At 60.5% G+C, this 13,357-nt stretch carries 15 protein-coding genes; 10 read left to right on the top strand and 5 right to left on the bottom strand.

Going from position 1 to position 13,357, the window contains the following annotated elements:
- Positions 1–95: 95 nt before the first annotated feature.
- Both AC1RGE_RS28775 and AC1RGE_RS28770 read left to right on the top strand, forming a co-directional pair.
- Positions 96–2,534, top strand: a complete 2,439-nt coding sequence (locus AC1RGE_RS28775; protein ID WP_492585459.1) for a Lon protease family protein — start codon at positions 96–98, stop codon at positions 2,532–2,534.
- Positions 2,535–2,748: 214 nt separating this feature from the next.
- The gene (locus AC1RGE_RS28770; RefSeq protein ID WP_015637097.1) at positions 2,749–3,090 is read left to right on the top strand and encodes a PA4575 family protein; all 342 of its coding nucleotides are present in this window, start codon (positions 2,749–2,751) and stop codon (positions 3,088–3,090) included.
- Between the two features lie 3 nt (positions 3,091–3,093).
- Here AC1RGE_RS28770 and AC1RGE_RS28765 read toward each other — a convergent pair whose 3' ends face one another.
- Positions 3,094–4,920, bottom strand: a complete 1,827-nt coding sequence (locus tag AC1RGE_RS28765; RefSeq protein WP_492585457.1) for a hypothetical protein — start codon at positions 4,918–4,920, stop codon at positions 3,094–3,096.
- Positions 4,921–5,082: 162 nt separating this feature from the next.
- On the opposite strand from AC1RGE_RS28765, the gene AC1RGE_RS28760 reads away from it, so the two are divergent.
- From AC1RGE_RS28760 to bamJ, 3 genes are all read left to right on the top strand, one after another.
- Positions 5,083–5,571 (top strand): TIGR00645 family protein, encoded by a 489-nt coding sequence (locus AC1RGE_RS28760; RefSeq protein ID WP_015637095.1) that lies wholly within the window; start codon positions 5,083–5,085, stop codon positions 5,569–5,571.
- A 135-nt stretch (positions 5,572–5,706) separates the two neighbouring features.
- The gene (locus tag AC1RGE_RS28755; protein WP_011063559.1) at positions 5,707–6,012 is read left to right on the top strand and encodes a DUF6482 family protein; all 306 of its coding nucleotides are present in this window, start codon (positions 5,707–5,709) and stop codon (positions 6,010–6,012) included.
- A gap of 127 nt (positions 6,013–6,139) precedes the next feature.
- Positions 6,140–6,757, top strand: coding sequence for a BamJ family beta-barrel-assembly machinery protein (bamJ, locus tag AC1RGE_RS28750; protein WP_007924751.1), 618 nt, complete (start codon positions 6,140–6,142; stop codon positions 6,755–6,757).
- A 90-nt stretch (positions 6,758–6,847) separates the two neighbouring features.
- Here bamJ and AC1RGE_RS28745 read toward each other — a convergent pair whose 3' ends face one another.
- From AC1RGE_RS28745 to AC1RGE_RS28735, 3 genes are all read right to left on the bottom strand, one after another.
- A complete protein-coding gene (locus tag AC1RGE_RS28745) occupies positions 6,848–7,117 on the bottom strand; it encodes a PA4570 family protein (protein WP_011063558.1) in 270 nt (89 codons plus the stop codon).
- Positions 7,118–7,321: 204 nt separating this feature from the next.
- On the bottom strand, positions 7,322–7,663 hold the full coding sequence (locus AC1RGE_RS28740) for a zinc ribbon domain-containing protein YjdM (RefSeq protein ID WP_011063557.1): 342 nt from the start codon (positions 7,661–7,663) through the stop codon (positions 7,322–7,324).
- A 113-nt stretch (positions 7,664–7,776) separates the two neighbouring features.
- A complete protein-coding gene (locus tag AC1RGE_RS28735; RefSeq protein ID WP_011063556.1) occupies positions 7,777–8,745 on the bottom strand; it encodes a polyprenyl synthetase family protein in 969 nt (322 codons plus the stop codon).
- A gap of 378 nt (positions 8,746–9,123) precedes the next feature.
- Here AC1RGE_RS28735 and rplU point away from each other — a divergent pair, with 378 nt between their 5' ends.
- The 5 genes from rplU (at position 9,124) to AC1RGE_RS28710 (ending at position 12,933) form a co-directional block, all read left to right on the top strand.
- Positions 9,124–9,435 (top strand): 50S ribosomal protein L21, encoded by a 312-nt coding sequence (gene rplU, locus AC1RGE_RS28730; RefSeq protein WP_003228361.1) that lies wholly within the window; start codon positions 9,124–9,126, stop codon positions 9,433–9,435.
- Positions 9,436–9,470: 35 nt separating this feature from the next.
- A complete protein-coding gene (gene rpmA / locus AC1RGE_RS28725) occupies positions 9,471–9,728 on the top strand; it encodes a 50S ribosomal protein L27 (RefSeq protein ID WP_003228360.1) in 258 nt (85 codons plus the stop codon).
- 195 nt (positions 9,729–9,923) lie between these two features.
- Positions 9,924–11,147 carry an Obg family GTPase CgtA gene (gene cgtA / locus AC1RGE_RS28720; RefSeq protein ID WP_492585455.1) on the top strand — a complete coding sequence of 408 codons (1,224 nt, stop codon included), beginning with the start codon at positions 9,924–9,926 and terminating at the stop codon, positions 11,145–11,147.
- Between the two features lie 186 nt (positions 11,148–11,333).
- Entirely contained in the window at positions 11,334–12,452 is a 1,119-nt protein-coding gene (gene proB / locus AC1RGE_RS28715; protein WP_492575278.1) for a glutamate 5-kinase, read from the top strand.
- 19 nt (positions 12,453–12,471) lie between these two features.
- On the top strand, positions 12,472–12,933 hold the full coding sequence (locus tag AC1RGE_RS28710) for a CreA family protein (RefSeq protein WP_011063552.1): 462 nt from the start codon (positions 12,472–12,474) through the stop codon (positions 12,931–12,933).
- A gap of 116 nt (positions 12,934–13,049) precedes the next feature.
- Here AC1RGE_RS28710 and rpsT read toward each other — a convergent pair whose 3' ends face one another.
- On the bottom strand, positions 13,050–13,328 hold the full coding sequence (gene rpsT / locus AC1RGE_RS28705; protein WP_007924739.1) for a 30S ribosomal protein S20: 279 nt from the start codon (positions 13,326–13,328) through the stop codon (positions 13,050–13,052).
- Positions 13,329–13,357: the final 29 nt, after the last annotated feature.

The following is a 13,357-nucleotide window of genomic DNA, read 5'->3' as shown; positions in this document are numbered from 1 at the left end:
GCTTGTCTATGCTTTCCCCTGAGGCGCGCCTTGCCAGCCGGGCATACCCGGCGCCAGAATGCCGCCATCTGCCCCGCCTGATGTAAGGAAGCCCGATGCCTGATCCTGTTGCTGCCAGCCTGCGTCTTGCGCCTGAAGCGCTGACCCGTCCTTTCTCTGCTGAACAGTTCAGCTTCTCCACCACCAATGATCTGGAGCCCTTCCGCGGTGTGCTAGGCCAGGAACGTGCGGTCGAAGCCTTGCAGTTTGGCGTGGCCATGCCGCGCCCCGGCTACAACGTCTTTGTCATGGGCGAGCCGGGCACCGGCCGCTTCTCTTTCGTCAAACGCTATCTGAAGGCCGAAGGCAAGCGCCTGCAGACCCCGTCGGACTGGGTCTATGCCAACAACTTCGACGAGCCCCGGGAACCCCGGGCACTGGAGCTGCCAGCGGGGGCCGCGGGCAGTTTCATCAGCGACATCAACGGCCTGATCGATAACCTGCTGGCCACCTTTCCGGCGGTCTTCGAGCACCCTTCGTACCAGCAGAAGAAGAGCGCCATCGATCGCGCCTTCAACCAGCGCTATGACCGTGCCCTGGATGTGATCGAGCGCCTGGCCCTGGAAAAGGACGTGGCGCTGTACCGCGACAGCAGCAACATCGCCTTTACCCCGATGTTCGAAGGCAAGGCCTTGGACGAGGCTGAGTTCGCCCAGTTGCCCGAGGCCGATCGCGAACGCTTCCACGAGGACATTTCCGCCCTGGAGGAGCGCCTCAACGAAGAACTGGCGAGCCTGCCGCAATGGAAGCGCGAGTCGAGCAACCAGTTGCGCCAGCTCAATGAAGAAACCATCACCCTGGCCCTGCAACCCTTGCTCGCGCCGCTGTCCGAGAAGTACGCGGAAAACGCCGCGGTCTGCGGTTACCTGCAGGCCATGCAGGTCTATCTGTTGAAGACCGTGGTCGAACAACTGGTGGACGACAGCAAGACCGACGCCGTGGCGCGCAAGCTGCTGGAAGAACAGTACTGCCCGAGCCTGGTGGTCGGTCACCCGGCCAGCGGTGGCGCCCCGGTGGTATTCGAGCCCCATCCGACCTACGACAACCTGTTCGGGCGTATCGAGTACAGCACCGACCAGGGGGCGCTCTACACCACCTACCGGCAGTTGCGCCCTGGCGCCTTGCACCGGGCCAATGGCGGTTTCCTGATTCTGGAAGCCGAGAAGATGCTCAGCGAACCCTTTGTCTGGGACGCGCTCAAGCGCGCCCTGCAATCGCGCAAGCTGAAGATGGAGTCGCCACTGGGCGAGATGGGCCGCCTGGCCACTGTGACCCTGACGCCGCAGGTGATTCCGCTGCAGGTCAAGGTCATCATCATTGGCGCCCGCCAGTTGTATTACACGCTGCAGGACCTGGATCCGGACTTCCAGGAGATGTTCCGGGTACTGGTGGATTTCGACGAAGACATTCCGATGGTGGATGAAAGCCTGGAGCAGTTCGCCCAGTTGCTGAAAACCCGCACCTCGGAAGAGGGCATGGCGCCACTGACCGCCGACGCCGTGGCGCGGCTGGCCACCTACAGTGCACGCCTGGCGGAGCATCAGGGGCGCTTGTCGGCGCGTATCGGTGATCTGTTCCAACTGGTCAGCGAAGCCGATTTCATCCGGCACCTGGCTTCGGATGAAATGACCGACGCCGGGCATATCGAGCGCGCGCTGAAGGCCAAGGCCACGCGTACCGGGCGGGTGTCGGCGCGGATTCTCGACGACATGCTGGCGGGCATCATCCTCATCGACACCGGTGGTGCCGCGGTAGGCAAGTGCAACGGCCTGACGGTGCTGGAGGTCGGGGACTCGGCCTTTGGCGTGCCGGCGCGGATCTCGGCCACGGTCTACCCCGGCGGCAGCGGTATCGTCGACATCGAGCGCGAGGTCAATCTCGGCCAGCCGATCCACTCCAAGGGGGTGATGATCCTCACGGGTTACCTGGGCAGCCGTTACGCCCAGGAGTTCCCCCTGGCGATTTCCGCGAGCATCGCCCTGGAGCAGTCCTATGGCTATGTGGACGGTGACAGTGCTTCGCTGGGCGAGGCCTGCACGCTGATTTCGGCGCTCTCCAAAACCCCGCTCAAGCAGTGCTTCGCCATTACCGGCTCGATCAACCAGTTTGGTGAGGTGCAGGCGGTCGGCGGGGTCAACGAGAAGATCGAGGGCTTCTTCCGTCTGTGCGAGGCCCGTGGCCTGACCGGGGAGCAGGGGGCGATCATTCCCCAGGCCAACGTCGCCACACTGATGCTCGACGAGAAGGTCTTGCAGGCGGTGCGAGCCGGGCAGTTCCATGTGTATGCGGTGCGCCAGGCCGATGAGGCCCTGAGCCTCCTGGTGGGCGAGCCGGCTGGCGAGCCGGATGCCGAAGGGCAGTTCCCCGAGGGCAGCGTCAATGCGCGTGTGGTGGAGCGGCTGCGGGTGATTGCCGAGATGATCAGCGAAGACGACCTGAAGGAGGCCGAGAAGGAACAGGCCCAGGAGGCGTTGGCCGATACCAAGCCGGCGTGATGCTGTTCGATGGCGAGGGGAGTATTCCCTCGCCATCGGCGCCAGGCCGCTGACGCCAATTTTTCAAAATAGACCATTCGGCGCCTGTTGGATCGGTCAACTTTGTTTATCAGGCTTTTCTTCTATTCTCAGGGCAAGGAGAACGACAGTCGTCGCTGGATCGAAACAGCCTTGCGTTGAAGGCTGAATAGTGGATCTACCGAGGGTCGCCGCCATGTCGCGCAACCTTTGCCTTACTCGCCAATGCCTTGGCCTGGTTACCCGTATCGAATGCATTGTTCGCCCTTTGGCGGGGGACAACGGTATGTGGACCCTTCTCTTCGCCGCCGGAATGGCCGGTGAACAACCCTCGGCGATCAAGTCCCAGGGGCCGTTCTGCGGACCTGTGGTGGCCGAATCGATCCTCGATTCGATCGTTGAAAGCCTGACTACCCACGGTTACCAACTGGCCGACGATCCGCAGATATGGTGCCTGCATCTGCAGGCCCAACTGCGGCAGATCAACGGTGAGCGGGGGCGTCATGCCGGGGATTTCCAGTTCCATCCCGAACATTGATGGCTAGGGTGGTGTCGGCTCGGCTTTGTCGAGTTTGACCTCGAAGCCGTATTCGACGGCATTGAGTTCGCTGCGCTCGTAGCTTTCCAGTTGGCTGGGCTGGCCGTAGAAGTAATGCACGTCGAACAGCGCGGGCCCGTTGTTCGAGGCGCCGTGGCTGACGGCAAGGATCTCCTTCAGGTACTGGCCACTGTCGTCCTTGGCGTAGAAGCGCCAGGCATCCGCGGGAAAGAGCTTCTGGTCGACTATCAGGGCATTGCCCTTGAGCTCCAGGCCCTTGGGCAGTTGCTGGGCACTGATGGTCTTTTTCTCGATGTTGGCGAGAAACAGCGGGATAGAGCCGACGGCATAGGCCGGGGTTTCCGGGAACAGGTTCAGGTCGTAGGTGATGACGCCACGCATGGGGTCGATTTCAAAGGCCTCGTCCGGCAGTTCGATCGGTTCGCCACGCTGGCCCTTGTCGTCCTGAGTGAAGAAGGTCAGCGGGGTGTCGCCGGCATTGAACTCCGAGCCCAGCAGTTCGTCGTTGAAGGTCCGCGGATGGCTGAACTCAATGCGTGCTGCACTGGCATCTTCCACCGATTGGCTGATGGTCACGGACTTTTTCAATGAATCCTCATCAAGCTCCGCGCCCTTGAGGTAGCTGGCGGCCTGATCGTCATAGACCACCACCGGCATCGGCAGTGGCTGGATGTTCTTGTCGGTGGTGAGCCGATCGAAGCGGTGTACCGGCAGGTCGAGGTCCTTGCGGGTCACGCTGGCCTGAGCGAAGTCGAGTACGGCGACCTCCAGCTTGTCGATCTGGCCGTTGAAATACACCTTGGCGTAATGCTGGGTGTGCTGCTGGTCGAAGGCTTTCTGCTCATCCTCCAGTCGCTTCTCGAAGGCCTCGCTCCAGCTCTTCTGCTTCTGCATCTCGGCCAGTTGCTGGCGGTAAAAGGCGACCTGCTGGGCGCTCTCATTGATCGAGCCCGACCGAGAGAGGATTTGCCCGCTGCTGTCCCGAGCCTGCGCCAGCAAGGGGTTGAGGGAGGCGTCGTCGGCTTCCTCAGGCAGGGCGGCGTTATTGCTCAGTTCGATCTCGGCGACATTCTTTTCCAGCGCCAGCAAGGTCAGGCTGATGTTGCCGTCCTGGCGTGGCTTGCCGATGTCGGCCCGGGTCAGTTCGAAGGTCAGGGTGCGGCTGGGAGCTATCACTTCCAGCTTGCCCTGCAGCGAGACCGGCTGCGGCTGGTTCTTGTTGTCCACTTCCAGGCCCTCGATGAAGGGATAGGTCACGGTCAGGTCATCCGGGTTGGTCAGGTTGGAACTGGACGGGCTGAGTTGAATCCCCGGGTCGGTTTCCGACCATTCGGGCTGAAAGGGGATGACCTTCTTGTTGCTCAGGGTGACGGACTGCCACTCCAGGCCATGGGGAAAAGGGAACTGCGCGGGCATGTTGAAGCTGAAGGGGAACACCGGCTGCAGGTCGGTCAGGTAGTCCGAGCTGGAGGGCTTGCGCAGCACGAACAGGCCATTGACGTAGGTGTCCACCAGCGCCTGGGCCGTGGGGTAGTGCTTGAGCAGGGCCAGGCTGTCGTCACCGTATTCGGTTTCGATCGGCTTGCTGTCGAGCTTGATCTGCGCACGCTCGAGCAGCAGCAGTGAGCCGCCGAGGTCGGCGATGGCGTCCTTGAGCTTGGGGTCCTGGATGGCGTCCAGGGATTTTTCAAACTGTGCGGTCCTCTCTTCGAGGCTGGCCTGCTTCTTTTCGTCGCTGGGTGAACAGCCGCCGCTGATCAGCAGCGCCAGACCAAGGCCGAAGCTGGCCAAAGGCAATCGCAAATCCATTTTCCAGTCTTCCTGTCCAGTGTCGGTGGGCGGTGGCAATGGCTTCGACACTAGCAGAAAAAACGTTCGGACAAACCCGTGGGTCAGGGGATTGTCTGTGGTTTATGGGCTTTTGGCGCGCTGATATACTCGCCGCCGTTTTTACACCGGGTACGAGATTCAATGGAACGTTTTATCGAAAATGCAATGTATGCCTCACGCTGGCTGCTGGCGCCGATCTACTTCGGACTGTCCCTGGGCCTGCTGGCACTGGCATTGAAGTTTTTCCAGGAAGTCTTCCACGTTATTCCCAATGTGTTCTCCATGGCCGAGTCCGACCTGATCCTGGTGCTGCTGTCGCTGATCGACATGGCGCTGGTGGGTGGCCTGCTGGTGATGGTGATGATTTCCGGCTACGAAAATTTCGTGTCGCAGCTGGACATCGATGAGGACAAGGAAAAGCTCAGCTGGCTGGGCAAGATGGATTCTTCGTCGCTGAAGATGAAAGTGGCGGCGTCCATCGTCGCGATCTCCTCGATCCACCTGCTGCGGGTGTTCATGGACGCCAAGAACACCCCCACCGAGTACCTGCTGTGGTACGTGGTGATCCACATGACCTTCGTGATCTCGGCATTTGCCATGGGGTACCTGGACAAGCTGACCAAGCACTGACCGCCCCCTGCCCACCGGACACCAGCCGCCCGGCCGTTGTGAAACGGACGGGCGGCGTTGTTTGTGGCTTGTGCTTTTTCCGGGCGGGGCATATGCCTGTAGGGGTCATGGCTTTCAATTGCACGAGGTGCGCTCATGAACCTGCAGGAAATGAATGCCTACGCCATTGCCGGAAAAGTCGATGAGTTGAACCTGATTTCGCTGGAAGGCGGAATCTACCTGCTTGAGGCGCGCATGCACGGGGCTGCATACCCGTTGAGCGATGCCCATGGGCAGATGTTTCATCTGCGTTCGGTGGAGCATGCCCGTGAAGTGCTGCAGTCGTTTCCCAAGCTGCCGTTCAACCTGATCCACACCTCGGTGCATGACGAGATGTGCGGGTTGTCTGCCAGCGCCGAGGAAAGCCTCAAGGTGCCAATCACCCTGCACTCCGGCTGGTAGCGCCGGGGTTGCGCTGATTGTCGCCGGACTTCTGTGCTAGTCTGCTCGCCCTTTTGGTTCCGGGCGCTCCGGAAGGTGCTGTGTTTCCACGGCCTTTCCCGAGCCGTCCGCACAGCGGAGCAGTGTCATGTCCGAAGTAAATCTGTCCACCGACGAAACCCGCGTCAGCTACGGCATCGGCCGTCAGCTGGGCGACCAACTGCGTGACAACCCGCCCCCGGGCGTGAGCCTGGATGCAATCCTGGCCGGTCTGACCGACGCTTTCGCCGGTAAGCCGAGCCGTGTGGGTCAGGAAGAAATGTCTGCCAGCTTCAAAGTCATCCGCGAAATCATGCAGGCTGAAGCCGCTGCCAAGGCCGAAGCGGCTGCCGGTGCCGGTCTGGCATTCCTGGCGGAAAACGCCAAGCGTGAAGGCATCACCACCCTGGCTTCCGGCCTGCAGTTCGAAGTGCTGACCCAGGGCGAAGGCGCCAAGCCATCCCGTGAAGACAGCGTTCGCACTCACTACCACGGCACCCTGATCGACGGCACTGTGTTCGACAGCTCCTACGAGCGCGGCCAGCCTGCCGAATTCCCGGTTGGCGGCGTGATCGCTGGCTGGACCGAAGCGCTGCAACTGATGAACGCCGGTAGCAAATGGCGTCTGTACGTGCCGAGCGAACTGGCTTACGGCGCACAAGGCGTGGGCAGCATCCCGCCGCACAGCGTCCTGGTGTTCGACGTCGAGCTGCTGGACGTTCTGTAACCCCTGTAGGAGCCAGCTTGCTGGCGATGAAGGCTGCGCACTCGCGGTCTGCTCATCGCCGGCAAGCTTGCCCCTTGATCGGCTTAGGTTTCATAGACGGATTTTTGCGCCCAGGCTTTGACCATCGGTGCCGGTCGGCCGCAAGGCTCTGGCGTAGCAGAACAAAAACAGGTTGCGCACCAATTCCTTGAGTACCAGCGGTTCGCTGGAGCTCAGGCCGTTCAGGTCCAGATCTCCCTGGTCCTGCAGCTCGTTCAGGGCTTCCTCTTCCAGTACCGCACAAACTTCCCCGGTTTCCCGATGCAGGATTCGCAGGTAAGGGTGTGGGCGGTCCAGCCAGGCATCAATCAAATAAGTCATGGTCGTCATCTCCTTGAATGGGGTTCAATGAGAATAATTCTTATTCAATGAATAGCAAGTGCCTATTGGCGGTTTCTGCTTTTTTCTGTGCAGAAATTGTTTTCGATCAAATCGACTGGCTTTCTGCTAGTAAGGTTGCGGGTTGACCGAGCGGGGAGGGGCGTAGGGGGGGACCCTCTCGCGGCGGGCGCGAGAGGGGGGGATTCAGACCTTGCGGACGAACTCGGACTTGAGTTTCATCGGGCCGATACCGTCGATCTTGCAGTCGATGTCATGGTCGCCATCGCACAGGCGGATGTTCTTGACCTTGGTGCCGACCTTGACCACCAGCGAGGTGCCCTTGACCTTGAGGTCCTTGATCACGGTAATGGTGTCGCCGTCTTGCAGCACGTTGCCCACCGAATCTTTCTTCACGGCTTCATCGGATACGGCTTCGGCTTCACCGCTGGCGGACCACTCGTGGGCGCACTCAGGGCAGATCAGCTGGGTGCCGTCCTCGTAGGTGTATTCGGAATTGCATTTTGGGCAGGGTGGCAAAGTGCTCACTTAAGCTCCTCAAAGTCAGGATGGCTAAAAAGCGCACATTGTATAGGGTTTTGTGGGCGAGAGGGGATGAAGGGCAACGAGCCGGCTCCTGTGATGAGCAGGAGCCGGGCTGTTTAGTGGGTGCGGGCGACGGCGAATTCGCTCAGTTCCACCAGGGCATCGCGGTACTCGCTCGGTGGCAGGGCTTCCAGGCAAGTGATGGCGCGCGCGACGTAATCGCGGGCCAGTTGTGCGGTGTAGTCCAGGGAACCCGAGGCCTCGACGGCGGCACGGATGCTTTCCAGATCTTCGATGCCGCCTTTCTGGATCGCCTGGCGAACCAGGGCTGCCTGCTCCGGTGTGCCTTCGCGCATGGTGTAGATCAGCGGCAGCGTCGGCTTGCCTTCTGCCAGATCGTCACCGACGTTCTTGCCCAGGGTCTCGGCATCGCCGCGGTAGTCCAGCAGGTCGTCCACCAGTTGGAAGGCCACGCCCAGATGGTCGCCAAAGGTGCGCAGGGCCTCGGCCTGTTCCTCGGTGGCGCCGGCCAGTGCGGCGGCGCTGTGGGTCGAGGCTTCGAAGAGCATCGCGGTCTTGCCGCGGATGACTTCCATGTAGGTTTCTTCGGTGGTGCTGGCGTCACGCACCTTGGAGAGCTGCAGGACTTCGCCTTCAGCGATGATCCGGGTGGCCTGGGACAGGATGCGCATGACCGGCATCGAGCCGAGCTCGACCATCATTTCGAACGAGCGCGAGTACAGGAAGTCGCCCACCAGTACGCTGGGAGCGTTGCCCCACATGGCGTTGGCGGTTGAGCGGCCACGGCGCATGCCGGACATGTCGACCACGTCGTCATGCAGCAGAGTGGCGGTGTGCAGGAATTCGATGGTGGCGGCCAGCAGGCGCAGGTCGTCGCCTTCGCGGCCCAGGGCCTTGCCGCACAGCAGCACCAATAAAGGACGCAGGCGCTTGCCTCCGGCCGAGGTGATGTAATCGCCGATTTTGGAAACCAGCGGAACTCGGGAGGTCAGCTGTTTCTTGATGATGCCGTCGACGGCGCTAAAATCGTCCGCCACCGCGCGGTAGAAAGCTTGGGGTTGCATCAGCGACAGGTGCTCCAGAAGGGTTGCGCGGCATGCTAGGACCCACGTCCGCGGGTGTCAAGGCGCGGTCCCGCACGGCTAAAGCCCCGACGGGCTGTAATTTGTCAGGGTAAAACACTGGGGTATAGTCGCTTGCTGCCATTAAACCCTGGTTTCAGGGGGTTAGGTCCCCGGCGCCAGGGCTGGCAGCGTTGTCCGACGTGGCCTGAACGGCACTTGCAAGGCCATTGAGCCTTGCGTACAATCGCGCACCCTGAACTTCCTGGGCAGCACCTGCCTTACGCAATTGCACTTGGGCCGTTCCAGCCCCATGCAGCCATGCCAGCCAATACCTCTTCTTATAAAGAGCTGGGTGAGCAGGATTATCGGAGAAATACCATGTACGCAGTAATCGTTACCGGCGGTAAGCAATACAAGGTCGCTGAAGGTGAATACCTGAAGATCGAAAAACTGGAAGTCGCTACTGGCGAATCCGTGACTTTTGACCGCGTTCTGTTGGTCGCCAACGGCGACGACGTGAACATCGGCGCACCTGTTGTTGCTGGCGCAACCGTCAAGGCTGAAGTGATCTCCCAAGGTCGTCACGATAAAGTCCGCATCATCAAGTTCCGTCGCCGTAAGCACCACATGAAGCGTATGGGCCACCGCCAGTGGTTCACCGAGATCAAAATCACCGGTATTCAGGCTTAATTTCAGCCTAATTCCTCACTAGGAGAATTGAACTCATGGCACACAAAAAAGCTGGTGGTAGTACCCGTAACGGTCGCGACTCAGAAGCCAAACGCCTTGGCGTGAAGATGTATGGCGGCCAGGTCATCAAGGCCGGCAACATCATCGTGCGTCAGCGCGGCACCCAATTCCACGCTGGCTACGGCGTTGGCATGGGTAAAGATCACACCCTGTTTGCGAAAATCGAAGGCGTGATCAAGTTTGAAGTAAAAGGCGCCTTCGGTCGTCGTTACGTGAGCGTCGTCGCAGCTTAATTGCGCGATCGCTGGAAAAGCCCTGTCTCGCGACGGGGCTTTTTCGTTTGTGGGATGAGTCTCTTGCAAAACTGTTTGTACGAGCTGCCAGCGTTGGATGTTTCGGTCGTTGATTGAGGTCGCTGCGCTCATTTTTGCAAGAGTCTTATGTCTTAGTGCTTTTCAGCTCGCCCGTGTGGCGAGAGGCGTTTGAACATGAAGTTTGTTGATGAAGTATCGATTCGAGTAAAGGCTGGCGACGGCGGCAATGGTTGCATGAGTTTCCGTCGGGAAAAGTTCATCGAGAACGGTGGTCCCAACGGTGGTGATGGTGGTGATGGCGGCTCGATCTACATGGTCGCCGACGAAAACCTCAATACCCTGGTGGACTACCGCTACACCCGGCACTTCGATGCCGAGCGCGGCTCCAACGGCGGCAGTACCGACTGCACCGGCAAGAAGGGTGAGGATCTGGAGCTGCGGGTTCCGGTCGGTACCACGATCATTGATGCGGGCACTCAGGAAGTCATTGGCGACCTGACCAAGGCTGGCCAGCGGTTGATGGTGGTGCAGGGCGGCTGGCACGGTTTGGGCAACACCCGTTTCAAGTCCAGTACCAACCGTGCGCCGCGCCAGACCACTCCGGGCAAGCCGGGTGAGCAGCGTGATCTCAAGCTGGAGCTGAAGGTGTTGGCGGACGTGGGTCTGCTGGGCTTGCCGAATGCGGGCAAAAGTACCTTTATCCGCTCGGTGTCCGCGGCCAAGCCGAAGGTGGCCGATTACCCGTTCACCACCCTGGTGCCGAACCTGGGTGTGGTCAGCGTCGATCGCTGGAAGAGCTTCGTGATCGCCGACATTCCGGGTCTGATCGAGGGTGCTTCCGATGGTGCCGGCCTGGGGATTCGCTTCCTCAAGCACCTGGCACGTACGCGCATCCTGCTGCACCTGGTGGACATGGCGCCGCTGGATGAAAGCAGCCCGGCGGATGCGGCAGAGGTGATTGTCAATGAGTTGATGAAGTTCAGCCCGTCCCTGGCCGAGCGCGAGCGCTGGCTGGTGCTGAACAAGTCCGATCAGATCCTCGAGGAAGAGCGCGAAGAGCGGGTCAAGGAAATCGTTGATCGCCTGGAGTGGACAGGGCCGGTATACGTGATCTCGGCCATCTCCAAGGATGGTACCGAGCGCTTGAGCCGCGACATCATGCGTTACCTGGAGGATCGTGCCGATCGCCTGGCAGCCGACCCTGCCTATGCCGACGAGCTGGCTGAGCTGGATCAGCGCATCGAAGACGAGGCGCGTGCCCAGTTGCAAGCCCTCGACGATCAGCGTGCTCTGCGCCGCAGTGGCGTGAAGAGCGTCCATGACATCGGTGACGATGACTGGGATGAAGAAGGCGTTGACGATGAAGATGGTCCGGAAATCATTTACGTCCGCGACTGATTCGGCAGGAGCGGGCTTGCCCCGCGAAGACGGTTTATCTGGCAGGGTGCGGTGTTATCATCGCTGCCAAGCCAGCTTCCAAGGCGCCGCTCATTTGAGCGGCGTTTTGGTGTCTGCAGGATACAAATACGAATAACCCCATGAGTGGCGCTCGGTCGCGTCGCTCGCTGGCAAAGGTTGAATAAGATGCGGAGCAAGGTGACAGGTGCGCAGCGCTGGGTCGTTAAGATCGGCAGTGCGCTGCTGACGGCGGACGGCAAGGGGCTGGATCGCACGGCAATGGGTGTGTGGGTGGAGCAGATGGTGGCCTTGCATGAGGCTGGCGTCGAGTTGGTACTGGTTTCCTCCGGTGCTGTAGCGGCCGGCATGAGTCGCCTGGGCTGGACCGCACGACCGAGTGCGATGCATGAGTTGCAGGCCGCTGCGGCCATCGGCCAGATGGGGCTGGTGCAGGCCTGGGAGTCGAGCTTTGCCGAGCATGGCCGGCATACTGCACAGATTCTCCTGACCCATGACGACCTCTCCGATCGCAAGCGCTACCTCAATGCTCGCAGTACCTTGCGTGCCCTGGTGGAGCTCAAGGTGATCCCGGTGATCAACGAGAACGACACCGTGGTGACCGACGAGATCCGCTTTGGCGACAACGATACTCTGGCGGCGCTGGTGGCCAACCTGGTTGAGGCTGATCTGCTGGTGATTCTTACCGACCGTGACGGCATGTTCGATGCCGACCCGCGTAACAATCCTGATGCCCAGCTGATCTATGAGGCGCGGGCCGACGACCCGGCGCTGGATGCGGTGGCCGGTGGTACGGGCGGTGCGCTGGGGCGTGGCGGCATGCAGACCAAGTTGCGTGCGGCGCGGCTGGCTGCGCGTTCCGGGGCGCATACAATCATCGTTGGTGGGCGTCTGGATCGCGTGCTGGACCGCCTCAAGGCTGGCGAGCGCATCGGCACGTTGCTATCGCCGGAGCGCGGCATGCTGGCGGCGCGCAAGCAGTGGCTGGCCGGGCATCTGCAGACCCGTGGCACCCTGGTGCTGGATGAGGGGGCGGTGTCGGCTCTGTCCCGGGGTAACAAGAGCCTGTTGCCGGTGGGGGTCAAGCAGGTCCAGGGTGGTTTCCGGCGTGGTGAGATGGTGGTGTGCGTAGCGCCGGATGGTCGTGAGATTGCTCGTGGCCTGGCCAACTACAGTGCACTTGAGGCGCAGAAGATCATTGGTCAGCCGTCCGACGCTATTGTCGGTGTCCTGGGGTATATGGCGGAGCCTGAACTGGTACACCGCGATAACCTGATTCTGGTGTAAGTGGCGTAAGGAAAAGCGTATGCGCGTAGCAAAAGGATTGTTGGGCTTGCTCTTGGCGATGCCGTTCATGGCTTCGGCCGAGGAGATTGGCCAGGTGTCCACGGTGTTCAAGTTTGTCGGGCCGAATGACCGGATCGTGGTCGAGGCGTTCGATGATCCCAAGGTCGATGGGGTGACGTGCTATCTGTCGCGAGCCAAGACGGGTGGGCTCAAGGGTGGCCTGGGCCTGGCGGAAGATCGTGCGGAAGCCTCCATTGCCTGTCGTCAGGTGGGGCCTATTGCGTTCAAGGGTGAGCTCAAGGATGGCGACGAGGTATTCAAGGAGCGCACCTCGCTGGTATTCAAGACCATGCAGGTGGTGCGTTTCCTGGATAAGAAGCGCAATACCCTGGTGTACCTGGTCTACAGCGATCGCCTGATCGAGGGTAGTCCGCAGAATGCGGTGACGGCTATCCCGATCCTGCCCTGGCCGCACCCGTAACGGAGTTTCTCCTGGCATGCTGGCTCTCTGTTGAAGGCGGGGCTGGTTTGCCGGGTGGGTAAATCGCGGGCAATAAAAAACCGACCCTTGGGTCGGTTTTTTAACAAGCGTGTCGCTTAGGCTGCAGCAGCAAGGTTCAGAGCCTTGATGTGGCCATTCAGACGACCTTTATGGCGAGCAGCCTTGTTCTTGTGGATGATGCCTTTATCGGCCATGCGGTCGATAACTGGCACAGCCAGAACATAAGCAGCTTGCGCTTTTTCAGCGTCTTTTGCGTCGATGGCTTTAACTACATTCTTGATGTAGGTACGAACCATGGAACGCAGGCTGGCGTTGTGGCTGCGACGCTTCTCAGCCTGTTTTGCACGTTTTTTGGCGGAAGGTGAGTTGGCCACCGTCGAGCTCCTCGAAAGACTTTTTGGGA

The organism is Pseudomonas sp. GW823-FHT02C05, assembly GCF_058797595.1.
Note: the sequence above shows the minus strand (reverse complement) of the source record. Positions and strands in the feature narration are given on the sequence as shown.